The sequence below is a fragment of the Streptomyces deserti genome (genome assembly GCF_054782695.1).
This window is the reverse complement of record NZ_BAAGRZ010000023.1, coordinates 62,106-86,017: the sequence shown is the minus strand read 5'-3', so window position 1 is coordinate 86,017 and position 23,912 is coordinate 62,106. Positions and strand designations below refer to the sequence as shown.

The 23,912-nt window shown below is 71.5% G+C and carries 19 protein-coding genes, 1 tRNA gene and 1 pseudogene; 9 read left to right on the top strand and 12 right to left on the bottom strand.

Annotated features, from left to right (window positions below):
- The first annotated feature begins 199 nt into the window (after window positions 1-199).
- The 3 genes from ACYVMZ_RS29220 to ACYVMZ_RS29210 all read left to right on the top strand — a co-directional run bounded on the left by ACYVMZ_RS29220 (window position 200) and on the right by ACYVMZ_RS29210 (window position 3,525).
- Entirely contained in the window at window positions 200-1,228 is a 1,029-nt protein-coding gene (locus tag ACYVMZ_RS29220; protein ID WP_461084874.1) for a P1 family peptidase, read from the top strand.
- A gap of 150 nt (window positions 1,229-1,378) precedes the next feature.
- Window positions 1,379-2,599: a L,D-transpeptidase gene (locus ACYVMZ_RS29215; RefSeq protein WP_461084872.1), complete on the top strand. Its 1,221-nt coding sequence runs from the start codon at window positions 1,379-1,381 to the stop codon at window positions 2,597-2,599.
- Between the two features lie 179 nt (window positions 2,600-2,778).
- Window positions 2,779-3,525, top strand: a complete 747-nt coding sequence (locus ACYVMZ_RS29210; RefSeq protein ID WP_461084870.1) for a DUF6227 family protein — start codon at window positions 2,779-2,781, stop codon at window positions 3,523-3,525.
- A gap of 26 nt (window positions 3,526-3,551) precedes the next feature.
- Here the strand turns inward: ACYVMZ_RS29210 and ACYVMZ_RS29205 are convergent, their stop codons facing one another.
- The 5 genes from ACYVMZ_RS29205 to ACYVMZ_RS29185 all read right to left on the bottom strand — a co-directional run bounded on the left by ACYVMZ_RS29205 (window position 3,552) and on the right by ACYVMZ_RS29185 (window position 9,696).
- Window positions 3,552-3,803: a hypothetical protein gene (locus ACYVMZ_RS29205; protein ID WP_461084868.1), complete on the bottom strand. Its 252-nt coding sequence runs from the start codon at window positions 3,801-3,803 to the stop codon at window positions 3,552-3,554.
- 140 nt (window positions 3,804-3,943) lie between these two features.
- Window positions 3,944-6,007 carry a PTS fructose transporter subunit IIABC gene (locus ACYVMZ_RS29200; RefSeq protein ID WP_461084866.1) on the bottom strand — a complete coding sequence of 688 codons (2,064 nt, stop codon included), beginning with the start codon at window positions 6,005-6,007 and terminating at the stop codon, window positions 3,944-3,946.
- 256 nt (window positions 6,008-6,263) lie between these two features.
- Window positions 6,264-7,211 (bottom strand): 1-phosphofructokinase, encoded by a 948-nt coding sequence (gene pfkB, locus ACYVMZ_RS29195; protein WP_461084864.1) that lies wholly within the window; start codon window positions 7,209-7,211, stop codon window positions 6,264-6,266.
- Complete coding sequence (locus ACYVMZ_RS29190) at window positions 7,208-7,969, bottom strand: DeoR/GlpR family DNA-binding transcription regulator (RefSeq protein ID WP_461084862.1); 762 nt, start codon at window positions 7,967-7,969, stop codon at window positions 7,208-7,210. Before ACYVMZ_RS29190 ends, pfkB begins: the two co-directional genes overlap by 4 nt.
- Before the next feature lie 209 nt (window positions 7,970-8,178).
- Complete coding sequence (locus ACYVMZ_RS29185; RefSeq protein ID WP_461084860.1) at window positions 8,179-9,696, bottom strand: MFS transporter; 1,518 nt, start codon at window positions 9,694-9,696, stop codon at window positions 8,179-8,181.
- Between the two features lie 62 nt (window positions 9,697-9,758).
- Here ACYVMZ_RS29185 and ACYVMZ_RS29180 point away from each other — a divergent pair, with 62 nt between their 5' ends.
- The gene (locus tag ACYVMZ_RS29180; protein WP_461084858.1) at window positions 9,759-10,724 is read left to right on the top strand and encodes a helix-turn-helix transcriptional regulator; all 966 of its coding nucleotides are present in this window, start codon (window positions 9,759-9,761) and stop codon (window positions 10,722-10,724) included.
- Between the two features lie 48 nt (window positions 10,725-10,772).
- Here the strand turns inward: ACYVMZ_RS29180 and ACYVMZ_RS29175 are convergent, their stop codons facing one another.
- Together ACYVMZ_RS29175 and ACYVMZ_RS29170 are read right to left on the bottom strand one after the other, a co-directional pair.
- Window positions 10,773-11,480, bottom strand: a complete 708-nt coding sequence (locus tag ACYVMZ_RS29175) for a TetR/AcrR family transcriptional regulator (protein ID WP_461084857.1) — start codon at window positions 11,478-11,480, stop codon at window positions 10,773-10,775.
- 513 nt (window positions 11,481-11,993) lie between these two features.
- Entirely contained in the window at window positions 11,994-12,992 is a 999-nt protein-coding gene (locus ACYVMZ_RS29170) for a sigma-70 family RNA polymerase sigma factor (RefSeq protein WP_461084856.1), read from the bottom strand.
- A gap of 191 nt (window positions 12,993-13,183) precedes the next feature.
- Between ACYVMZ_RS29170 and ACYVMZ_RS29165 the strand changes: the two genes are divergently transcribed.
- Window positions 13,184-13,735, top strand: a complete 552-nt coding sequence (locus ACYVMZ_RS29165) for a GNAT family N-acetyltransferase (protein ID WP_461084854.1) — start codon at window positions 13,184-13,186, stop codon at window positions 13,733-13,735.
- Between the two features lie 30 nt (window positions 13,736-13,765).
- Here ACYVMZ_RS29165 and ACYVMZ_RS29160 read toward each other — a convergent pair whose 3' ends face one another.
- Complete coding sequence (locus tag ACYVMZ_RS29160) at window positions 13,766-14,551, bottom strand: dioxygenase family protein (protein ID WP_461084852.1); 786 nt, start codon at window positions 14,549-14,551, stop codon at window positions 13,766-13,768.
- Between the two features lie 154 nt (window positions 14,552-14,705).
- Here ACYVMZ_RS29160 and ACYVMZ_RS29155 point away from each other — a divergent pair, with 154 nt between their 5' ends.
- Entirely contained in the window at window positions 14,706-15,248 is a 543-nt protein-coding gene (locus ACYVMZ_RS29155; protein WP_461084850.1) for a MarR family winged helix-turn-helix transcriptional regulator, read from the top strand.
- A 106-nt stretch (window positions 15,249-15,354) separates the two neighbouring features.
- Here the strand turns inward: ACYVMZ_RS29155 and ACYVMZ_RS29150 are convergent, their stop codons facing one another.
- The gene (locus tag ACYVMZ_RS29150) at window positions 15,355-16,896 is read right to left on the bottom strand and encodes an MFS transporter (RefSeq protein ID WP_461084848.1); all 1,542 of its coding nucleotides are present in this window, start codon (window positions 16,894-16,896) and stop codon (window positions 15,355-15,357) included.
- 237 nt (window positions 16,897-17,133) lie between these two features.
- Entirely contained in the window at window positions 17,134-17,778 is a 645-nt protein-coding gene (locus ACYVMZ_RS29145; RefSeq protein ID WP_461084846.1) for a TetR/AcrR family transcriptional regulator, read from the bottom strand.
- Between the two features lie 314 nt (window positions 17,779-18,092).
- Between ACYVMZ_RS29145 and ACYVMZ_RS29140 the strand changes: the two genes are divergently transcribed.
- Together ACYVMZ_RS29140 and ACYVMZ_RS29135 are read left to right on the top strand one after the other, a co-directional pair.
- On the top strand, window positions 18,093-19,379 hold the full coding sequence (locus tag ACYVMZ_RS29140) for a M6 family metalloprotease domain-containing protein (protein ID WP_461084844.1): 1,287 nt from the start codon (window positions 18,093-18,095) through the stop codon (window positions 19,377-19,379).
- A gap of 99 nt (window positions 19,380-19,478) precedes the next feature.
- On the top strand, window positions 19,479-21,155 hold the full coding sequence (locus ACYVMZ_RS29135; protein WP_461084842.1) for an IclR family transcriptional regulator domain-containing protein: 1,677 nt from the start codon (window positions 19,479-19,481) through the stop codon (window positions 21,153-21,155).
- A gap of 133 nt (window positions 21,156-21,288) precedes the next feature.
- Here ACYVMZ_RS29135 and ACYVMZ_RS29130 read toward each other — a convergent pair whose 3' ends face one another.
- Complete coding sequence (locus ACYVMZ_RS29130; protein ID WP_461084840.1) at window positions 21,289-22,206, bottom strand: nitroreductase/quinone reductase family protein; 918 nt, start codon at window positions 22,204-22,206, stop codon at window positions 21,289-21,291.
- 940 nt (window positions 22,207-23,146) lie between these two features.
- Between ACYVMZ_RS29130 and ACYVMZ_RS29125 the strand changes: the two genes are divergently transcribed.
- Window positions 23,147-23,219, top strand: a tRNA-Arg gene (locus ACYVMZ_RS29125).
- A gap of 108 nt (window positions 23,220-23,327) precedes the next feature.
- Here the strand turns inward: ACYVMZ_RS29125 and ACYVMZ_RS29120 are convergent.
- Window positions 23,328-23,894, bottom strand: a pseudogene (locus tag ACYVMZ_RS29120) (tyrosine-type recombinase/integrase); the annotation flags it as partial.
- Window positions 23,895-23,912: the final 18 nt, after the last annotated feature.

The following is a 23,912-nucleotide window of genomic DNA, read 5'->3' as shown; positions in this document are numbered from 1 at the left end:
AGACCGGCGCCACGGCACCGGGCACCGCCGTAGGACACCCTGACACCGCGAAGAGGCCGACGCCGACCAAGACCGGCATCACGGCACCGCGCACCCCCGTCGGACACCTGACACCGCGAAGAGGCCGACGCCGACCAAGACCAGCGCCACGGCACCGCGCACCGCCGTAGGACATCCGCGTCTGCACGAGACTGGCGCCATGACAGTTGACGCACTGACGGATGTCGCCGGCGTGCGGGTGGGGCACGCGACACGTACCGGCGGCGGTTGGCTGACCGGTACGACGGTCGTGCTCGCTCCGGAGGGCGGTGCCGTCGCCGCCGTGGACGTGCGCGGCGGCGGCCCCGGCACCAAGGAGACCGACGCCCTCGATCCGCGCAACGTGGTGCAGAAGGTCGAGGCGATCGTGCTGACCGGCGGCAGCGCCTACGGGCTGGACGCCGCGTCCGGGGTGATGGCCTGGCTGGAGGAGCGGGGTCGCGGGGTGCGCGTCGGCGTGGATCCCGCGCACGTCGTGCCGGTGGTGCCCGCCGCCTGCGTCTTCGACCTCGGGCGGGGCGGGGACTTCCGGGCCCGCCCGGACGCGGCCACCGGGCGGGCCGCGGTCGAGGCGGCCGCGGCCGGCGAGCCGGGGGCGCGGGTGCCGCAGGGGTGCGTGGGCGCCGGTACGGGGGCCGTCGTCGGGACGGTGAAGGGCGGGGTCGGCAGCGCGAGCACCGTCTGCGACTCGGGGATCACCGTGGCCGCGCTGGTGGTCGCCAACGCGGCGGGGTCGGCGGTGGATCCGGAAACCGGCGTGTTGTACGGGGAGTTGTTCCAGGGGCGTGTGCGCTATCCGGAGGCGCACGTCCACGAGGCCGCGCGTCGGCGTCTGGCCGAGGTCGCCGCGCGGCACGCCCCTCCCCCGCTCAACACCACGCTCGCGGTGGTCGCCACCGACGCCGACCTGTCGAAGGCGCAGGCGCGCAAGCTGGCGGGCACGGCGCACGACGGCATCGCGCGTGCCGTGCGGCCGGTGCACCTCCTCAACGACGGGGACACCGTGTTCGCCCTGGCGACCGGGCAGCGCCCGCTCGACCCCGGCAGTCCCCTCGCCCTCAACGAGATCCTCGCGGCGGGCGCGGACATGGTGACGCGCGCCCTCGTCCACGCGGTGCGCGCCGCCGAGCCCGTGGACGGGCCGGGCGGAGCGTGGCCGTCGTACGAGGAGTTGTACGGGAGCCGCTGACAACGCCCGCAGGGCCTCCCACGGGCGATTGTCCGGGTTCTGTCACGCGATGGCGTCAACGGCGGCCGGAAGGAACCCGACCGGCCGCCATGCCCCTCTTCCTTCACGTACTGGAGCGGATCACGCACAACACACGAACTGGAGCAGCCCGTGACAACGCCGGACATTGCAGCGCGGCGCGTACTGGGGGCCTGTGCCGTCCTGGTGGTCGGCGCCCTCACCCTCACCGCCTGCGGTGGCAGCGCCAACGCCAAGAACGACGACAGGGGCGGCAAGAACTCCTCCGCCGACACGTCCGTCGCGAAGATCGTCATCTCGGCGAAGGACGGCTCGACCGGCGCCTCCATCAACACCACCGGCGTGAAGGTCAGCGACGGCAAGCTGACCGACGTGAAAATGACGGTGGCGGGCACGGGCGAGGCCGTGGCGGGGTCGATGTCCGCGAACGGCACCGTCTGGAAGCCGAAGGAGCAGCTGGAGCGCGGGACGAAGTACCAGATATCGGCGACCGCCAAGGACGCGGACGGCCGGACCGCCGCCGCCAACTCCATCTTCACGACCGTGTCGTCGGCGAACAGCTTCATCGGGACGTACACCCCGGACAACGGCACCACGGTCGGCGTCGGGATGCCGGTGTCGTTCACCTTCGACAAGGCCATCAGCAATAAGAAGGACGTGCAGTCGCACATCTCGGTCACCTCCAGCAGCGGGCAGAAGGTGACCGGGCACTGGTTCGGCGCGCAGCGGCTGGACTTCCGGCCCGAGGAGTACTGGAAGGCCGGCTCCAAGGTCACGATGAAGATCGACCTGGACGGCGTGAAGGGCGCGAACGGCGTCTTCGGGGTGCAGAAGAAGACGGTCATCTTCACCGTCGGGCGCTCGCAGGTCTCCACGGTGGACGTCAGGACGCAGACGATGACGGTCGTGCGCGACGGCAAGACGGTCAAGACGATCCCGATCTCGGCGGGCAGCCCGCAGAACCCCACGTACAACGGGCAGATGGTGATCTCCGAGAAGTTCGTGCAGACCCGGATGAACGGCTCGACGGTCGGCTTCGGCGGTGAGTACGACATCCCGGACGTGCCGCACGCGATGCGGCTGACGACCTCCGGCACCTTTATCCACGGCAACTACTGGTACAACAAGGGCAATCCGCCCTTCGGCCGCCAGGGCACCAGCCACGGCTGCGTCGGCCTGCAGGACGTGCAGGGGGCGCGGGGCGACACCCCCTCCAAGTGGTTCTACGACAACTCGCTCATCGGGGACGTCGTGATCGTCAAGAACTCCCCCGACGCGACGGTGGCACCGGACAACGGACTCAACGGCTGGAACATGGCGTGGAGCCAGTGGGTCGCCGGCAGCGCCTCCTGACCTCGGCGAAGTATCTTCGCCTCAGGGATTTTTGACGGCACATCGGGCCGCGCGGGAACTTTTCGCGCGGCCCTCGCGTTTTTCCGGACGTACGTTTTCTCGGTTCCCGGACATGATGTCCGACCGAGGGGCTACGGTATGCACCCACAAGGTGACATGCAGCAACGCCGGGAGAAACCTTGAGCGTTCCGTACGAGACGGCAGCGTACGAACCCCACGACTCGCCCGAGTCTCCGGAGGAGCACCTCGCGCGACTCCTCGGCCGTGCCCTGAACTCCTTCGAACTGCCCGACGAGACGATAGGGCGGCTGGACTGCGCGCTGGCGCACGACAGTTCGCTGCACTCCGCGCACCACAGCGCTGGCCTGCACCGGGAGACCTACCGGCACACCTGGCTGCTCGCAGACGGCTCGGCGCTCACCCTGTGGGAGCTCGTCCACAACACGGCGCCGGGCAGCGAACCGCAGCACGAGGTGTACGCCGACGAGGAGGAGCTGCGCGCCGCCACCGCCCGGCTGCCGCTGCCGCCGGACGCCCCGGACTTCGAACTGCCGGTGACGGTGCAGCTGTCGCCGATCCCCACGCCGCGGCACGCCTACACGCCCGACGACTCGGCGGACCACGCGCGCCGGTTACTGCGCCGGGCTGAGAACCCGGACCGGCCGGGCGCCGACACGGCCGCGCTGCTGGCCACGGCGTCCGCGCACCAGATCACCCAGGCCTTCGGCCGCCCTGGCCGGGCTGCGCGGGCCGGGCTGTGCTTCTCGCTCTACGAGCACGCGTTCCTGCTGCGTGACGGCCAGGAGGTCTCGCTCTGGGAGGTCGAGCACACGGCGACGCCCGACGGACGGCACATGTGCGAGGTGTACGTCAGCGAGGACGCGGCCCGGGAGGCGATGGAGCGGCGGGCGGCGCAGGTGTCCTGACTTGCCCCGGGGGCCCGGAGGGGATTTCAGTGACCGTCGCTGAGCCGTCGTACCAGGCCCGCGAACGCGGCCCGCTCCGCCGGGGTCAGTTCGACGGCCTCCAGGTCGGGCCCTGCCTGTTGCTGCCGCGGAAGGCCGGACAAGCGATGGGCGGCGGGCCATGAGGCCTCGGCACGGCCGCGGCGCAGGACACGGATCAGGCCGACCGTCCAGGCCCCGGCCGCCAGGGCGAGAAGGACCACGCCCGTCAGCTGCAGGATCGAGTCGTGCTCAGGCATGTGCCCAGTAGACAGCACGGTCCGGGACTTTGGGTCCCGGACCGTGATGAGCGTGATCCATCTCGCAGGTGGGAGTGAACTGCTCACCGTGCAGGTGAACGGCTCACAGGCCACCAAAAGGGCGGCAAGCGGCTGCTGTGCTACGCCGCCACCGGCTGCTTCGCCTCCGCCGTCGAGGCGGCCTGGCCCTCCGGTGTCCCGGCGGCCGTGACGCCCGGCTGGGTCTTGCGCATGCCCTTCAGGACGATGACCAGGCCCGCCGTGACCGCCGTACCGACCGCGATGGCCAGCAGGTAGAGGAACGGCTTGCCGATCAGGAAGGTGACCCAGATGCCGCCGTGCGGCGCGCGCAGGGTCGAGCCGAAGGCCATGGTCAGCGCGCCGGTGACCGCGCCGCCCGCCATGGAGGCCGGGATGACGCGCAGGGGGTCGGCGGCGGCGAACGGGATCGCGCCCTCGGAGATGAAGGAGGCGCCGAGCACCCAGGCCGCCTTGCCGTTCTCGCGCTCGGCGCGGGTGAACAGCTTCTTGCGGACCGTGGTGGCCAGGGCCATGCCCAGCGGCGGGACCATGCCGGCGGCCATCACCGCGGCCATGATCTTCATCGCCGAGTCGCTGGGGGCCGCAACCGAGATGCCGGCCGTGGCGAAGGTGTACGCGACCTTGTTGACCGGTCCACCGAGGTCGAAGCACATCATCAGGCCGAGCAGCACGCCGAGCAGGATGGCGTTGGTGCCGGACAGGCCGTTCAGCCAGTCGGTCAGGCCCTTCTGCGCCTCGGAGATCGGCTTGCCGATGACCACGAACATCAGGAACCCGACGACCGCCGAGGAGACCAGCGGGATCACCACCACCGGCATGATGCCGCGCAGCACCGGCGGGATGTTGATCCGCTGGATCGCGAGGACCACACTACCGGCGATCAGACCGGCGACCAGGCCGCCGAGGAAGCCGGCGCCGATCGTCACCGAGATCGCGCCGCCGACGAAGCCGGGGACGAGTCCGGGCCGGTCGGCCATGCCGTACGCGATGTATCCGGCGAGGACCGGGACGAGGAAGCCGAAGGCCGCCGCGCCGATCTGGAACAGCATGGCGGCCCAGCTGTCGGCCTGGCTCCAGTCGAAGTGCTCGGTGACCGACTTGGCCTCGTTGATCTGGTAGCCGCCGATCGCGAAACCGAGCGCGATCAGCAGACCGCCCGCCGCCACGAACGGGACCATGTAGCTCACGCCGGACATCAGCCACTTGCGCAGCTTGGTGCCGTAGCCCTCGCCGGGCTCGCCCGCCCGCTCGACGGGGGTGCCGGGCCGGGCGGCGGCCGTGACCTCGCCGCGCTCGGCCTTGGCGCGGACCTCCGCGATCAGCTCGGCGGGCCGGTTGATGGCCGCCTTCACGCCGGTGTCCACGGTCGGCTTCCCGGCGAACCGGTCCTTCTCCCGTACGGCCACGTCGTGGGCGAAGATCACGCCGTCCGCCGCCGCGATCACGGCCGGGTCGAGCCGGGTGAAGCCGGCCGAGCCCTGCGTCTCGACGACTATCTCGACGCCCGCCTCACGTCCGGCGTTCTCCAGCGACTCGGCCGCCATGTAGGTGTGTGCGATACCGGTGGGGCAGGAGGTGACGGCGACGATCCGGAAGGGGCGCTGCCCTTCGCCGGAGGTCCCGGTGGTACCCGTGGCGTCGGCGGAAGAGGCCGCTCCCGCCGACGCCACGGTGTCTTCGGAGCCGCCCGAGGAGGCACCCTCGGAACCGGCCTCGGCGGGCTCGTCGCCGCGGATCAGCGCCGCCGCGGCCGCCGCGTCGCCCACCGACCGCAGCGCGTCGGTGAACTCGGCGTTCATCAGCTGCCGGGCCAGCGACGACAGGATCGTCAGGTGGGCGTCGTCGGCACCGGCCGGTGCGGCGATCAGGAAGATGAGGTCGGCCGGGCCGTCCGCCGCACCGAAGTCGATGCCGTTCGCGCTGCGCCCGAAGGCGAGCGTCGGCTCCGTGACGTGCTCGCTGCGGCAGTGCGGGATGCCGATGCCGCCGTCGAGGCCGGTCGGCATCTGCGCCTCGCGGGCGGCCACGTCGGCGAGGAAGCCCTCCAGGTCGGTCACCCGGCCCAGGGCGACCATGCGCTCGGCGAGGGCACGCGCCGCCGCTTCTTTGGTGTCGGCGGACAGGTCGAGGTCGACCAGGTCCGCGGTGATCATGTCGCTCATCGCGGGCTCCTTCGCACGCGTATCGCCCGGTCAGTGGGGTGGGCGGAAAGGGGGACGGGGATGCGGTGGGGGGTGGGGGTGTGGATGGAGGCGGGGAAGGCGGGGCCGGGGGAACCCCGCCTTCCCCGGGCGGCAGAGCGGCTCAGGAAGCCCTGCCGTCCGTCGAGAGCGGCGAGTAACGGTGAGCTTCGCCGCTCAGGGGCCATTTCGACAAGAACCGGATGAACGGAATCAACAGGGACAAGCGTGGGGTACGTCATGTCACCGGCTCCTTCAGTACGCGGTCCACCGGCACCTGGCCCGTGACCGTCACCGCCGCCGGGTCCAGGTCACCCGGCGTGGGCATCACGCTGCCGGGCAGCTGGACGGCCGCCGCGCCGTGCGCGACCGCCGAAGCGAGAGCCTCCGGGCCACGGCCGCCGGCAATCAGGAAACCGGCGAGCGAGGAGTCACCGGCCCCGACGTTGCTGCGTACGACGTCCACGCGCGCGCTGCCGAACCAGGCGCCGGCGTCGTCCACGAGCAGCTGCCCATCGGCACCCAGGCTGGCGAGCACGGCCCGCGCGCCCATCTCGCGCAGCTCCTCGGCCGCCTTCACCGCGTCGCCCACGGTGACCAGGGGGCGCCCGACCGCCTCCGCGAGCTCCTCGGCGTTCGGCTTCACCACGTCGGGCCGCTCGCGCAGCGCCGCCAGCAGCGCGGGCCCGGAGGTGTCCAGCGCGATGCGCGCGCCGGCGGCGTGCGTCCGGGCGACCAGTTCGGCGTACCAGGACGGGGCGAGCCCGCGCGGCAGGCTGCCGCAGCAGGCGATCCAGTCGGCGTCCCGGGACTGCCGGCGCACCGTCTCCAGCAGCAGCTCCTGCTCGGCAGCGGACAGCTCGGGACCGGGTGCGTTGATCTTCGTCAGGACCCCGTCCGCCTCCGCGAGGGCGATGTTGGAGCGGGTGGCCCCGGCGACCGGGACCGGCGCGACCTCGATGCCCTGCGCGTCGAGCAGGTCGGCGACGACCGCGCCCGGCGCCCCGCCCAGGGGCAGCACGGCGACCGTGCGCTGCCCCGCCGCCGCGACCGCCCGCGAGACGTTCACGCCCTTGCCGCCCGGGTCCATCCGCTCGCCGGTGGCGCGGATGACCTCGCCGCGGTCGAGGGACGGGACCTCGTAGGTGCGGTCCAGGGAGGGGTTCGGGGTGACGGTGAGGATCATGCGCGCACTACTTCCGTGCCGCCGCGCTCGATGGCGACGGCGTCTTCAGGGCTCAGCCCGCTGTCGGTGATCAGCAGGTCCACATCGCTCAGGTCGCCGAAGCGGGCGAAGTGCTCCTGGCCGTGCTTGGAGGAGTCGGCGAGCAGCACCACGCGGCGGGCGGCGGCCACGGCCGCGCGCTTGACGGCGGCCTCGGCGAGGTCGGGGGTGGTCAGGCCGTGCTCGGCGGAGAAGCCGTTGGCGGCCACGAACAGCACATCGGCGCGGATCTCGCCGTACGCGCGCAGCGCCCAGGCGTCCACGGCGGCGCGCGTGCGGTGCCGTACGCGCCCTCCGACCAGGTGGAGCTGGATGCCGGGGTGGTCGGCGAGGCGGGCGGCGATGGGGAGGCTGTGCGTGACGACGGTGAGGGAGGTCTCCAGCGGGAGGGCGGCGGCCATCCGGGCCACCGTCGTACCTGCGTCGAGGATCATCGTGCCCTGGCTCGGCAGTTCCGCCAGGGCCGCCTTGGCGATGCGGTCCTTCTCGTCTGCGGCCGTCGACTCGCGCTCGGCGAGGTCCGGCTCGAAGTCGAGGCGGCCGACCGGGATGGCGCCGCCGTGCACGCGGCGTACCAGGCCGGCGCGGTCGAGGGCCTTCAGGTCGCGGCGGATCGTCTCCGCCGTCACCTGGAACTCCTCGGCGAGCGAGATCACGTCCACTCGTCCGCTGTCGCGGGCGAGCCGGAGAATCTCCTGTTGGCGCTCCGGTGCGTACATGTCCGATCGCCTCCGACCTGTGCCCGAACGTGTGGTTTCAGCGGGAGGCTACGCCGAGATTTCCGGAAAGTAAACGGCTTCGGGCCCAATCGGGCATGATCGGGCTTCTGCCGGAGGGGCCCGTCTGACATGCCGGAGGGGCCCACGTGACATGCCGGAGGGACCCGGCACATCAGGTGCCGGGCCCCTTTCCGGATCGGTCCGGGTGTTCAGGAAACGAGCTCCGGCTCCCGCTCAGCCGCCCGAACGTCCTGCTCGGCGCCCTCCACGTGCTGCGCCGGCCGCTTCGGCAGGGCGAACATCAGCAGGAAGATCACACCCATCACCGCGGCGACCCAGCCCAGCGCGTGCTGGAAGGCGTCCACGAAGGCCGGGCCCACCTCGGCCGGGCGCAGGTGGTCGCTCATCACCCCGAAGAACACCACCGACACCAGCCCGAGCCCCAGCGCGTTGCCCATCTGCTGCACGGTGTTGATCAGCCCGGACGCCGACCCGGCGTGCGCGCGCGGCACCTCGGACAGGATCGCGTCGGTCAACGGCGCGAAGATCAGACCCATGCCGACGCCCATGACGACCAGCGGGAGCGCCATCTGCCAGGGGGTGATCCCGAGGCCGTACCGCTCGGACTCCCAGAGGTAGAGCAGGACTCCGGCGGCCAGCACCAGCGCGCCCGCCTGGAGCACCTTGCGCCCGAAGCGCGGGACCAGCTTCTGGACCGACAGCCCGGCCGCCGTCGAGACGGCGATCGAGAAGGGCACACCGGTCAGCCCGGCCTTCATCGGGCCCCACCCCAGGCCCGTCTGCATGTACAGCGTCCAGACCAGGAAGAACACGCCGAGCCCTATCCCGAAGACGGTCTGCACGGCGATCCCCGCCGCGAAGCTCTTCACTTTGAACAGCGACGGCTCGACCAGCGGCGACCCGTCCCGCGCGCTCTTGCGCCGCTCGTACGCCACCAGCGCCGCGAGGACGACGAGCGAACCGGCCATCGAGACGTGCCCCCACAGCGGCCAGCCCAGCTCATGGCCGCGGGTGAGCGGGTAGATCAACATGAGCAGGCCCAGCGTCACGAGCGCGACGCCGACCAGATCCAGCTTCAGGGCCCGCGGCGCCTTGGACTCGGTGATGAAGCGGCTGCCGAGGATCAGGCCCGCGATGCCGACCGGCAGGTTGATCAGGAAGATCGGCCGCCACTGGAGCCCGAACAGGTTCCACTCGGTCAGCAGCGCGCCGAGCAGCGGCCCGGAGACCGCGCCGAGCCCGACGATCGCGCCGAACAGCCCGAACACCTTGCCCCGTTCGTGGGCCGGGAAGGTCGCGTGCACGATCGACAGCACCTGCGGCACCATCAGCGCCGCCATGGCGCCCTGCAGCAGGCGGGAGGCAACCAGCATCTCCGGGTTCACCGCGAAGCCGCACAGCGCGGAGGCGAGGGTGAAGCCGCCGATGCCGAGGAGGAACACCCGCTTGCGGCCGTGGATGTCGCCGAGCCGCCCGCCGGTGATGAGCCCGGCGGCGAAGGCCAGGGCGTACCCGGCGGTGATCCACTGGATCTGGCTGAAGGAGGCGCCCTCCTCCCGCCGGATCGATGGGATCGCGATGTTGACGATCGTGACGTCGACGAGGTCCATGAAGGCCGCGGTCATCACGATCGCGAGCGCGAACCACCGGCGGCGGTCGCCCGCGCCTGGCTGAGCTGGGGTGTGCGTGGTCTCCGTGAAGGTCATGCCCCGACGGTAGGAACCCAATAGGCCAGATCTTGTCCTATCTGTGGGGCATCCTCGATCGCATGACGACGGACACCCCGGCCCGGCTCCTCCAGCTCCTCTCCCTCCTCCAGACGCCCCGCGAGTGGCCCGGCGGCGAGCTCGCCGACCGGCTCGGCGTCTCCCGCCGTACGGTGCGCCGCGACATCGACCGGCTGCGCGAGCTCGGCTACCCGGTGCAGGCGACCAAGGGCGCCGACGGCGGCTACCGGCTGGTCGCGGGCAAAGCCATGCCCCCGCTCGTCCTCGACGACGAGGAGGCGGTGGCGATCGCGGTCGGCCTGCGCGCCGGGGCCGGCCACGCGGTCGAGGGCGTCGACGAGGCGTCGGTACGCGCCCTGGCCAAGCTGGAGCAGGTGCTGCCGAGCCGCCTCCGCCACCGGGTCTCCACCCTCCAGGCCGCCACGACCCCGCTGACCAGCGGCGACGGGCCGAACATCGCGCCCGAGACGCTGACCGTCATGGCCTCCACGGTGGCCGGGCGGGAGCGGCTGCGGTTCGCCTACCGCGCGGCGGACGGGACGGAGTCCCGACGCGTCACCGAGCCGTACCGGCTGGTGTCGACGGGACGCCGCTGGTATCTCGTGGCCTACGACCTCGACCGAGCCGACTGGCGCACGTTCCGCGTCGACCGGGTGAGCGAGCCGTTCGCGACCGGGGCGCGGTTCACGCCGCGCGAGCTGCCGACGGGCAGCGCGGCGGAGTACCTGCGCCAGTCGATGCAGCGGCGGCAGGAGACGTACGACATCGAGGTCACCTTCGCCGCACCCGCCGACGCCGTCGCCGCACGCCTGCCCGGCTGGCTCGGCTCACCGGAACCGCTCGACGACCACAGCTGCCGCCTGCGCGCCACGGTCGCGGACCATGTGGAGTGGCTGGCGGTCCGGCTGGCGATGCTGGGGTACGACTTCACGGTGCGGGAGCCGGAGGAACTGGTGCGGTGTGTACGGGAGTTGGGGACGCGGTTGAGCCGGGCGGCCGGGAGCTGAGCCTCCCGGGTTGAGCCGGGCAGCCGGGAGCGGCCGCCCCTGGAGGGGTCAGCCCACGCCGTGGCCGTCCAGGCCCTCCCACGGAAAGTCCCGCAGCGCCGACAGGTTCCGCAGGGCCAGTTCGACCGGGCCCTGCGGACCCTCCACCGGGGCGTCCCCGGCCGCCCAGCTCTCCACCGCCACGCGGACGGCGGCGCCGACGACGGCTGCGGCGAAGTGCGGCGGCGCCGGCGCGGCAACGTTGTCGGCGGCGGCCGGCGGTTGAGGCTCCGTCAGCTGACCACTCGCCAGCCGCTGTGCCAGCACCTCCGCCAGCGTCCGCTCCGTCGCCTGGTGCACCTCCGCCCACACCTTCCGCAGGGACGGGTTCTCCATGGCCAGGCGGACCAGGGTGCGGACCCACTCCCAGGAGGACGCCGACACCCCGAGGCCCGGGGTCAGCGTGTGACGGACGGCGTTCTCCAGGGCCTGCGGCACGGAGGCCTCCGCCGGGGCGGCGCGCACCGCCTCCACCCAGCGCTGGGCGCCCGCCGCGTAGAGGGGGGCCACCGCCTCCTCCTTGGTGGCGAAGTAGCGGTAGAAAGTGCGCGGGGCGATGCCGGCGGCCTGGGCGATGTCCTCGGCGCGGGTGGCCCGCAGGCCGTGCCGTACGAAGAGGCCGGCCGCCGCCCGGGCGATCTCCATGCGGGTCTCGGCCTTCCGCCGCTCGGTCAGCGAGCCCTGCGGGGAGGGAGGGGTCGGGGTGGTGCTGCTCACGTTCGGCAGGCTATGCCGCTGTGGCACAATCTGTCATCTGGCGGGCCACCCCGGGGTTCAGGTTCGGGGTGGCCCGCCCTCCAGCAGAGCCGCCCTCCAGCAGGGACGGCATCCAGCAGAGCCGCCCTCAGCAGAGCTCCCGCAGAAACGAAACGGCCGGGCTTCGGCGCCCGGGGGGAAGGGGCGCCGAAGCCCGGCTCGGGGAGAGTCCCGGCGCCGGGGGGAGTGCGGCGGGACTTGGCTCGAGAGGGTGCCGGGACCAGAGGGGTTCGGGAGGGCTCGGGGACCGCCCCGGCCGCCCGAACTCCTGGACCCTGAATTCTTGTTCCCAGGGCCCCGGCACTTGAAGCGGCGTTCCGCCGCCATGTTTGCGCGGTCTTCCGCCACCCGGCGTACGCGGTCACCGCCCGGCGCACACGGACCCGCGCGCCACGGCACACTCGGCCGCCACCGGGCCCCGCGCGCAAGCCCCCGGCAGGGGCTCGCACAGGGGCGCCCGCACAGCGGCTCGCCTCACGCGGCCGCGTCGAACCCGGTGGACCGGGCCAGCTTCTTCAGCTCCAGCAGCGCGTGCTTCTCGATCTGGCGGATGCGCTCGCGGGTCAGGCCGTGCTCCTTGCCGACCTCGGTCAGCGTGCGCTCGCGACCGTCCTCGATGCCGTACCGCATCTTGATGATGGAGGCCGTGCGCTGGTCGAGGCGGCCGATCAGGTCGTCCAGCTCCTCGCTGCGCAGCAGCGTCAGCACCGACTGCTCCGGCGACACCGCCGAGGTGTCCTCCAGGAGGTCGCCGAACTGGGTCTCGCCCTCGTCGTCGACCGACATGTTCAGCGACACCGGGTCGCGGGCCCAGTCGAGGACGTCGATGACGCGCTCCGGCGTCGAGCCGAGCTCGGCGGCGATCTCCGCGGGCTCCGGGTCACGGCCGTGCTCACGGTTGAACTCGCGCTGCACGCGGCGGATCCGGCCCAGCTCCTCCACCAGGTGGACGGGCAGGCGGATGGTGCGCGACTGGTCGGCTATCGAGCGCGTGATGGCCTGGCGGATCCACCACGTGGCGTACGTGGAGAACTTGAAGCCCTTGCGGTAGTCGAACTTCTCCACCGCGCGCACCAGGCCGGCGTTGCCCTCCTGGATCAGGTCCAGGAGCGGCAGTCCGCTGCGGGGGTAGCGGCGGGCCACGGCGACGACCAGGCGCAGGTTGGAACGGATGAAGACGTCCTTGGCGCGCTCACCCTCGGCGACCAGGGCCTCGAGCTCCTCGCGGGTGGCGTCCGACTTCGTCTCCTCGTAGCCGTCGAGGATCTGCCGCGCGAACACACCCGCCTCGATGACCTGGGACAGCTCGACCTCCTTGGCGGCGTCGAGCAGCGGTGTACGCGCGATCTCGTCGAGGTACATGCCGACCAGGTCGCGGTCGGCGATCTCGCCGCCATGGGCGCGAACACTGCTTGCCGCGTCGACCGTCTCACCGTTGGCGGACTGACGACGGGCGACGGCACGGGTTGCCATGCGTGCTCCCTTGCGATGGTGAGGTCAGCGGGTGGTCCTTCAGACGCTCGGCGCTCTTCAGACCCCTCCGGACTCTGGTCGAGTGCCCTGCATCCGTGGGAAACAACGACTGGAATCCGGACAGAATTCCCAACCCGTCCCTCAATTTTTCTGATCATGCAGTACCCTGTCCCGCCACACGAGGAGGCGTGATGCCGTCGGGACGTACAGAGGTCCAGGTCAGACCGGGAGTCGAGGCCGACCTCGAAGCCCTCACCGACATCTACAACCACTACGTACGTGAGACAGCGATCACATTCGACACCGCGGTCTTCACTCCGGAAGAGCGCCGCCCTTGGCTGCTCTCCCACCCGGAAGACGGCCCGTACCGGCTGATGGTTGCCACGGAGGCGGACTCCGAAGGGATCTCCCAGGGGATTGAAGGCATCTCACAGGGGATTCTGGGCTACGCCACATCCAGCCCCTTCCGGGCGAAGCCCGCCTACGCGACCTCCGTGGAGACGTCGGTCTACCTCGCCCCGCACGCCGGCGGCCGCGGCATCGGCACGCTGCTGTACAAGGCCCTCTTCGAGGCCCTGGCGGGCGAGGACCTGCACCGTGCCTACGCGGGCATCGCGCAGCCGAACGAGGCGTCGACGCGGCTGCACGAGCGCTTCGGCTTCCGGTACGTCGGCACGTACCGGGAGGTGGGCCGCAAGTTCGACCGGTACTGGGACGTGGCCTGGCACGAGAAGGAGCTGTGAGCGGCGAGAAGGAGCTGTGACCGGCGCGGTTCAGCCGAACTGCACCGACCGCTTCGCCAGCCCCATCCAGAACCCCTCGATCACCGACTGGTGCAGGTCCAGCTCACCGGCCGCGTCGGCGGTGCCCATGGTCACGAACAGCGGGGCGAAGTGTTCGGTGCGGGGGTGGGCGAGCCGGCCCGCCGGGGACTTGCGGGTGAAGTCGAGCAGCGCGTCCACGTCACCGGCCTCCAGCGCCCGCCGACCCCAGTCGTCGAACTCGGCCGACCAGGCGGGGATGCCGCCCTGGCGCAGCGCGGCCAGGTTGTGGGTGAAGAAGCCGGAGCCGACGATCAGCACGCCCTCGTCCCGCAGGGGCGCCAGCTTGCGGCCGATCTCCATGAGCTTGACCGGGTCGAGGGTCGGCATGGAGATCTGCAGGACGGGGATGTCGGCCTCGGGGTACATCTCGACGAGCGGGACGTAGGCGCCGTGGTCGAGGCCGCGGTCCGGGATGTCCTGCACGGGCACGCCCGGGGCGCGCAGCAGCTTGCGTACGGACTCGGCGAGCTCCGGTGCGCCGGGGGCCTCGTACGTCACCCGGTAGTAGTGCTCGGGGAAGCCCCAGAAGTCGTAGACGAGCGGGACCGTCTCGGTGGCGCCGAGGGCGAGCGGGGCCTCCTCCCAGTGGGCGGAGACCATGAGGATCGCCTTCGGGCGCGGCAGAGCGGCGGACCAGGCGGCGAGCTCGCCGGGCCAGACGGGGTCGTCCGCCAGCGGCGGGGCGCCGTGGCTGAGGTACAGGGCGGGCATGCGCTCCTGGGTGGCGGCGGACATGGCGGCAACTCCCTCCGGAACAGCAGATCGATCGAACTTGACTCCTCAAAGCTTCTTGATCGCCAAAGCTTCTTGAATCCTCAAGCTCTTCTCGAAACCAACTGTACACCCCATTTGTTTAATCTTAAAGGAGAGCCGTCGTAGAGTGGAGAACATGAAGGCACCCTCATCCGTACCGGTCACGGCCCCGGCACCGCAGCCGGCGCCGGCCGACGAACCCCGCTGGCTCAGCGACGAGGAGCAGCGCGTCTGGCGCTCCTACATCGAGGCCACGACGCTGCTCGAAGACCACCTGGACCGGCAGCTCCAGCGTGACGCGGGCATGCCGCACGTCTACTACGGCCTCCTGGTCAAGCTCGCCGAGTCTCCGCACCGCCGCCTGCGGATGACGGAGCTGGCCATGCACGCGAAGATCACCCGCTCGCGGCTGTCCCACGCCGTCGCCCGGCTGGAGAAGAACGGCTGGGTCCGGCGCGAGGACTGCCCCTCCGACAAGCGCGGCCAGTTCACGGTCCTGACCGACGAGGGCTACGACGTGCTGCGACGGTCCGCGCCCGGCCATGTGGCCGCCGTGCGCCAGGCGGTCTTCGACCGGCTCACACCGGAACAGCAGAAGTCCCTCGGCGAGATCATGCGGATCGTCGCCGAGGGACTCCAGCCCAACGAAGCGGGTGCGGACCTGCCCTGGCTCCGCTGACCGCTCATCGGCGGAGCCAGGGCAGGTCCTGGGAACCGTACGGACGGGGCGTCCCCATCCCCGTCCGTACGACAGGGCCCGAAGGGGTACGGCGCGGCGGGCGCCGTCAGTGGACGACCACCGGGACGGCCGGCTCGTCCTCGGCCGTCTCGCCGGACCCGGTCACCGTGGTGCCGCCCGGGCGGCCGGCGTTGATGAAGGTCACGGCGATGGCCGCGGCCACGACGAGGATGCCGACGGCGAACCAGATCGCGCTGGTGTAGCCCCGCACCATGCCCTCCAGCTGGACCAGCTGCTGCTGGGACCGGCTCGTCGCCCCGGTGATGTGGTCCGTGATGTAGGACGTGGTCGCCGAGGCGGCGATCGTGTTCAGCAGGGCCGTGCCGATCGCGCCGCCCACCTGCTGGGAGGTGTTGACCATCGCGGAGGCGACACCGGAGTCCCGCGGCTCGACGCCCTGGGTGGCCAGCGACATGGCCGGCATGAACGCCGTACCCATACCGAGGCCGAGCAGCAGCATCGCCGGCAGCAGCAGGGCCGCGTACGAGGAGTCGATCTCCAGCTGGGTCAGCAGCAGCATGCCGAGGGCGGCGACCAGGAAGCCGGGACCCATCAGCAGGCGCGGTGCGACCCGGGTCATCAGGCGGGTGCCGATCTGGGTGGAGCCCGTGATCATGCCCGCGATCATCGGCAGGAAGGCGAAGCCGGTCTTCACCGGCGAGTAGCCCTTCACGATCTGCAGGTAGTAGGTCAGGAAGAGGAACAGGCCGAACATCGCGATGATCGCGAGGCCCAGGGAGAGGTAGACACCACCGCGGTTGCGCTCGGTGATGACGCGCAGGGGCAGCAGCGGGGCCTTGACCTTGGACTCGACGAACACGAAGGCGGCGAGCAGGACGACGGACGCCACGAACATGGTGCCGGTCACGGAGTCGCTCCAGCCGTCGGACTCGGCGCGGGTGAAGCCGTAGACCAGGGCGACCAGGCCGAGCGTGGACAGGACGACACCCGGGATGTCGAGCGGCGAGCGGTTGCGGCTGCCCTCGGGCTCACGGATGACAAACCAGGCACCGGCCGCGGCGAGCACGGCGAACGGAATGTTCACGAAGAACGTCCAGCGCCAGTCCAGGTACTCGGTGAGGAAACCGCCGAGGATCAGGCCGACGGCGCCGCCGCCACCGGCGATCGCGCCGTAGATGCCGAACGCCTTGGCGCGCTCCTTGGCGTCCGTGAACATCACGGCGAGCAGCGAGAGCGCGGCGGGCGCGAGGAGCGCGCCGAAGGCACCCTGCAGGGCGCGGGAGCCGAACATCATCGCCTCGTTGGTGGCCGCGCCGCCCAGCGCGGAGGCGGCGGCGAAGCCGGCCAGACCGAGGACGAAGGTGCGCTTGCGGCCCCACAGGTCGGCTATGCGGCCGCCGAACAGCAGCAGACCGCCGAAGGCGAGTGCGTAGGCCGTGACGACCCACTGGCGGTTGCCGTCGGAGATGCCCAGGTCCTGCTGGGCGGACGGCAGCGCGATGTTCACGATGGTGGCGTCGAGGACGACCATCAGCTGGGCGAGCGCGATGAAGAGCAGCGCTTTCCAGCGGCCGGGGTCCGGGGCGTTCTCACGGACGCCGGGAGCCTTTGAGGCTGTTTCAGACATGGGGGTACCCACTTCGGGACTTCGTGACGGAAAAAGCGAACTTCGGGACTTGGTGCCGGAGAAAGGAACGAAGGAGAAAGGAACGAAAAGGAAAAGGAAACGAAAAGGGATCCGCTCGCCATCGCCGACGGCCGGAAGCTCCGTGCGAGCGGTGACGTGCGAGTGGTGACGTGCGAGTGGTGACTGAGGTGGCGCGCTGAACTAATCGGTCAGGACTGATCGGTCGGGACTAATCGGTCAGGCTCGGCGGAGATCCTCCATGGTCGCGGCCGTACCCGGCAGGACGGAGCGGGCCGGGGCCCGCAGCCCGTCCAGGAACAGTTGCAGATGACGGTGGACGAAGCGGTCGGCGCTCAGGCACCCCGTACCGGCCGGGGGCCGGCTGAGCTGTGCCACGGCGACCATCAGGTCGCCGACGCCGACGTCGGTGCGGAGCTGCCCGGCCGCCCTGGCCCGGTCCATGACCCCCGCGACGATCTGCTCGACCCGCTCGCGCGCGGCCTCCAGATCGGGATGGTGCTGGTCGAAGGTGCTGGCGACCATCGGGCACAGTGCGCTGATCCGCTCGTCGGCGGCGGTGTGCACGAAGCGCTCCAGCGCCCGGAACGCGTCACCGTTCTCGGCGAGCGCGTGCTCGGCCGCCCGCACCGTACGGTCCAGGACCGAGCAGACGACCTCGCGGACCAGGGCGTCGCGGTCCGGGAAGTTGCGGTACACCGTGGCGTTGCCCACGCCGGCCCGGCGGGCGATCTCGTCGAGCGGCACGTCGGGGCCGTGCTCGACGAACATCTCCCGGGCGGCGGCGACGATCCGCTCCCGGTTGCGCTGGGCGTCGGCGCGCGGCCGGGTCGCCTTGCGCTGCACGGGGGTCGCGGTCTGCACGGCGTACTCCTCGGATGAAGACTCGGACGGAGCTCGGGCGAAAGCTCGGGCTCCGGCGATGCGAACGATGCGCGATCCGGGGAGCGGGTCCCCGTTTCGCTCGGACACAGGACTAAACGGGGAAGTGATCCCCGGTTATTTCCCGAACGCCGAAGAACTTTCCTGTGACCTGCGCCACAGGCGCCTCATGGGGCTACCTGCAGGAAACCCACGATCGGTCTCCTCCAACGCGCGCCCCTTCCCCTCCCCGACGCAGGGTGATCGCAAGGGTGCAGCCGGCGACCGGCGGCTGCCGTGGAGCGGAGGGTCCCTGCATGCAGCAGCCGCCGAGCAGCCGTCGCATACGCCCGCGCCGCCTGGCCGCGCTGGCCTCCGTGACCGCGCTGACCTTCGCCGTCAGCACCTCGGCCGGCTCCGGACACCTCCCCCCCGGCGCCACGCCGGCCGGCGCGGGCCCCATCGGCCTGGCCCGCTCCGCCACCCATGGCCCCTGCATGATCAGCGGCGACCGCGACGTCCAGATGTCCGAGGGCATCCCGACCCCCGCCGGCTACACCCGCTCCACCGGAACCGTCCGCGCCCTCACCCTGATGATCGACTTCTCCGACGCGCCCGGCGAGGGCAGCGCCCTGGACCGCTTCCGGGAGTTCTTCCCGCAGACCCGCCAGTGGTTCCGCACCAGCTCCTACGGCCGCCTCGACTACCGCCCCGAGACCCCGGTCCCGACCTGGCTGCGGATGCCGAAGTCCTTCCGGGAGTACGGCATAGAGCGCGGCGCGCCCTTCGACCCCGGCTACCGCGAACTGGTGCAGGACATCGTGGCCGCGGCCGACCCGAAGGTGGACTTCCGCTCGTACGACCTCATGAACGTGCTGGTCACCCCGAACGCCGGCCCCTCCGCCCTGGACACGGTGCTGTCCGTCACCTTCGCCGGCAACCCCGAGGCCCCCACCGCTGACGGCGTCCCCGTGGCCAACGCCTCCTTCGTCTACTCCCGCCAGGACGACGGCTCCGGCTCCTACGAGCGCACCGGCTACCGCGTCCTGCCCCACGAGAACGGCCATGTCTTCGGCCTACCCGACCTGTACACCCAGGAGGGCGGGGGCGCCGTCGGCCACTGGGACATCATGAGCGAGGACTGGGGGGCCAACAACGACCTGTTGGGCTGGCACAAGTGGAAGCTGGGCTGGCTGGACGCGCCGCAGGTGCACTGCGCGGCGGCGCGGGGGACGTCCGAGTACACCCTCACCCCGCTGGCCCGCGCGGGCGGCCCGAAACTCGTCGTCGTCCCCCTGGACCGGACGACCGCGTACGCCGTCGAACTACGCACCCGCGCGGGCAACGACGAGGCCGTGTGCCGGCCGGGCGTACTGATCTACCGCGTCGAAGCGGACGTCGACACCGGCATGGGACCGGTGACGGTCTACGACTCCCGACGCGACAGCGGCGGCTGCACCCGCAGCCCGAACGTCCACGCGGAACTCTCCGACGCGACGTTCACGCCCGGGGAGACGTTCGCGGATCCGCGCAGGGGGATCCGGATCACTGTGGACGGGGTGGATCCGGCGGGGGCGTATCGGGTGCGGGTGAGCCGGGGGTAGCGCGTATGCCTCCGGCGGTGGTGTTGGTGGCCCGGATTACCGTAGACCTGCCCCACCCGCCGTACCGGGACCTGCCCCACCCGCCGTACCGGAGAGCCGATGCCCGCGAAGACCACGCACGACGCGCCCGAGGGCGTTGCCGTACCGGCGGAGGCGGTCGCGCCGCTGATGCGTGGGATCGCCGTCCTGCGGCGGCTGACCGAGGCCGGCGGGACGCTGAGCCTGAGCGGGCTGGAGCGGGCCACCGGTCTGGCCCGCTCCACGGTCGACCGGATCACGGCCACCCTCGGGCGCATGGGCTACGTCCGCCTCGACGGCCGCGACGTGACCCTCGCCCCCCGCCTGATGGAACTGGGCAACGCCTACCTGGCCGCCCTGCGCCTGCCGGCGCTGCTGTCCCGGCGGGCCGACGCCCTGGCCGACGAACTGGACGAGTCGGTGTCCCTCGCCGTCGCCGACCGGGACGGCATCCGCTTCATCCACCAGGCGACCCGGCGCCGCGCGATGTCCCTGAGCTTCCGCATCGGCGACCTGCTCCCGGCCGAACGCACCGCACCGGGCCCGCTGTTCGCGACCGAGTGGACGGACACCGACTGGCACCGCTGGCGCGAACGCCGGGCGGCGGACCCGGAGGACCGGACCTTCCCGGCCGTACCAGCACGCGCCCACACACCCGGCGACGACGAGGAGTTCGTACGCCGCACCGCGCGGGCGGCCGAGGACGGCTGGGCGCTGGACGACCAGCTGATCGAACCGGGTCTGGTCGCCGTCTCCGTACCGGTACGGGAGCCCGGGACCGGACGGGTGGCGTGCGCGGCGAGCGTGGTGAGCCACACGAGCCGGCACACGGCGCGGGACCTGCGCGCCGCCCTGCTGCCGAGGCTGCGGTCGGCGGTGGCGGAGATGGAACGCGCCCTGCGCCGGGCCCCGCCGCCGGAGCCCGGGCCCCCGCCCGCGGGCCTGGCGATCTGGACGGGCGCGTCCAAGCAGGAGCTGGGCAGGGAGTTCGTCGAATCCCTGGCGCGCGGCCTGACGGTGCTGACCGCCTTCGGAGAGGGCCGGTCGGAGCTGACACTCACGGAGGTGGCCAGGGCGACGGGCCTGGCACGGGCGACGGCCCGCCGGGCGCTGATCACGTACGAGCATCTGGGCCTGGTGGCGGCGACCGGCGACCGCGCGTTCGGGCTGACGCCGAGGGTGCTGTCACTGGGCTTCCCGCCGCTGTCGCGCACGTCCCTGGCCCGGATCGCCGAGCCGCACCTGGCGGCGCTCGCGGACCGCGTCCACGAGTCGGCCTCGCTCGCGGTCCTGACACCGTCGGGCGAGGAGATCCAGTACACGGCCCGGGCGGCGACGAGCCGCGTCATGAGCGTGAACATCACCGTCGGCACCCGCCTGCCCGCGTACGCGACCTCCCTGGGCCGCGTCCTGCTGGCGGACGTCCCGGAACCGGAGCGCCGCCTCGGCGCGCTGCGCCCGCTGACCCCGCACACGGTCACGGACCCGACGGCTCTGGCCGGGATCCTGGCGGAGGTGCGCTCCCAGGGCTACGCCCTGGTCGACGAGGAGCTGGAGGAAGGCCTGCGCTCCATCGCGGTCCCCGTCCGCGACCGCGCGGGCCGGGTGGTCGCGGCCCTCAACGTGGCGATGCACGCGACCCGCCGCACCGCCGAGGAGTGCGTCACGGAGGTCCTCCCCGAACTCACGGGCACCGCGGGCCGCATCGAGGAGGACCTGCACACCGCGACCCGCTTCACCCACGTCCCGCCTCTCTGAGCTCGCCGAGCTTTCTGAGCTCTTGAGCCTGCCGACCTTGCTGAACTTGCTGAGCCTGCTGAGTTTGTGAGCTTGGTGAGCCGATCTGGGGCGGGGCCTCGGCGGAGCACCGTACGGCCCGCGGGTACGTCCCTCAGGCCTGCGGGCCCGGCGGGCCCGGCGGAAACGGCACTTCGGCCAGGGCCGGAAGGAGCTGCTCCTCCTCGTAGTCGAGGTGCGCCGTCAGCTCCTTGGACATCCGCCCCAGCTCCACCCGGAACCGCTCGGGATCGGCGTCGGCGATGTCGGCCAGCAGCGAGCTCAGTTCCTGCTGGAGGCGAGCGACCGTGCGGTGTTCGGCGTAGAGCCGCTCGAAGGCGTCCTTGAGGTGGGGATGCGCACGCTCGACAGCGGGGAACACGTGCGCGTCTTCGCTCATGTGATGGAACTCCAGCGTCTGGCAGAACGCCAGGCAGTGCTGCCGGATCTGCAGTCCCAGCCCGGGCGCCGGGGCCTCGCCGGAACCATCGTGCGCGGAACGAGCGGCGAAGTACGCGTCGACCTCGGAACTGACGTGCCGCAGCTGCGCGCGCAGCCAGACGTGCACCTCGACGAGCTTGTCGGCCAGGCTCCTGATCTCTGCCGGTCCCTCCCCGACCGCCGGATCACTGCGCTCGAGAACCACGACCGGCAGGAGCCGGGAGGTGTTGGCCTGATACTCGCCGTAGCCGGGCTCGGCCTCCACCACGTGCTGGAAAAGCCGGTCGCGGCGCTCTCCCTCGGCCGGGACGGCGACCGCCTCGTACTCCTCGGTGCCGGTCTCCACCCCTACGAGCGGATGGGCCAGCAGGTTGTAGTACCAGTCGGGATGGCGGGACCCGCCGAGATTGGACCCGATGATCAGCAGCCCGTCCTCATGGGGGACACAGCCCAGAGGCGTGGTGCGTTCCTTGCCGGACTTGGCACCGGTGGTGGTGAGCAGAATCAGGTCGCTGCCCTCGAAGGGACCTCCGACTTTTCCTCCATTGGCTCGGAATTCCTCGATGACCCATTCATTGAAGGACGTGGACACAGGGACTCGGGTCTCCTTTGGCTGTGAATGCGGTGGTGAGATGCGGTTGATGAGATGCCGTTCATGAGATGCGGTTTGTGAGAGCGGTCCGTGGGATGCGCTGCGTGCGATGCGGTTCCTGAGATGCGGTCGTGAGATACGGCGGAACGAGGTCGCGAGATCCGCCGACCGCAGTGCGGGTGATGGCGGAGCGCAGTCCTGCGACGAGGGGAATGGGCGCAGCGCTCATGAGCCGACGAACGATCGGCACTCACGCGTACGCGCGCGTCTTCTTCCTGAGGAGGACCGGGCCGCATCGGCGGGCCCGGCAGCGGCGCGACGCGCCGGCACGACGGCAAAACCGCAGAGGCGGGAAGAACCGCAGAGGCGGGAAGACGCGCGAACGCGCCCGGATCAGGCGTTGCCTGTGATGACTGAGCTCATGGGGTGGCCCCTGAACGGACAGGTGGTCGCCCGATCGCCGGCCGGCCCACCGCTCTTTGGCCGACGCCACGCGCCACGCCCGATATTAAAACGATCATTTCCAGGCGCTGTCAACGAGTCGAGAGCGGCGCTGGCCGGACTTGGGTCCTTCTCAGCATCGGCGCGGCACCGTATGCCCATTTCGGCCCCGCTCTGCCCACCACCAACGGAATCCTCGTACGAGGACGCACCCTGTACGCACCAAGAAGCTCCGACCTCGCGGTCCCGCCCCCGCCGACCCGGGAGCGCCGTACAACGCGGTGGCTCTCTCCCTCCCGCTGCGTCTCCCCGGCCGGGAGACGAGCATGAGCGCGTGGCACCCCGCGCTGCGCGCCCAAGGCGCTCAAGGCGCTCGAGGCAGTCCGTCCCGACCGCGCAGCCACCCCGCCAGTCATGCACCCGGCCCAGGCCCCAGCCTCAGCCCCACCTCCCAGCCCTGATCCGCTACCCTGTCAGGGACCGCCGCCGCAGCGGCGGTGCCTTCGTAGCTCAGGGGATAGAGCACCGCTCTCCTAAAGCGGGTGTCGCAGGTTCGAATCCTGCCGGGGGCACAGCCAGAAGGGCCAGCTCAGGAGGGGTTTCCTCCTAGGCTGGCCCTTCGTCGTGTTCGGGGTCGTGCCACACGCGTGCCACTAGAGTCCACGCGGAGTCCACATCCCCTAGCTCGTGGCCCCTCCCCCGCCCTCGCGGATCATGGCCCCGAGGCGATCGGCGATGGCCCGGTCACGGTCGCTGGTCATGTGCTGATAGATCAGCGCGGCGCGGGAGCTGCTGTGGCCCATGCGGGTCATCAGCTCACGGGTGCTGGCCCCAGCGGTCGAGGCCAGGGTGTTGCCGGTGTGTCGAAGATCGTGGAAGTGCAGTTCAGGGCTGACGCCCGCCGCCTTCCGTGCCTTGACCCAGTCGTCCCGGAAGTTGCTCCGTCGCAGCTGCCCACCCTGCGGCCCGACGAAGACGTGCCCTTCCCGGCCGGGAGCGGCGAACTGCTCCAGGTGGCGGGTGACCTCGTCGAGCAGCTCGGCCGGGAAGGAGACGGTACGCACCCCGGCCGCAGACTTCGGCGCCTTGTCGAAGAGCCGTCCGTTCTGCAACTCGGCCTGCGCACGGCGGACGGTGACTGTCAGCGCCTCCAGGTCGATGTCTCGGCGCCGCAGGGCCGCTAGCTCGCCGAAGAAAAGAGTCGTGAAGGCCGCCAGGAGGACGAGCAGCCGGAAGCGCGGCGCGATGCGCACGTCGCCGCCCGC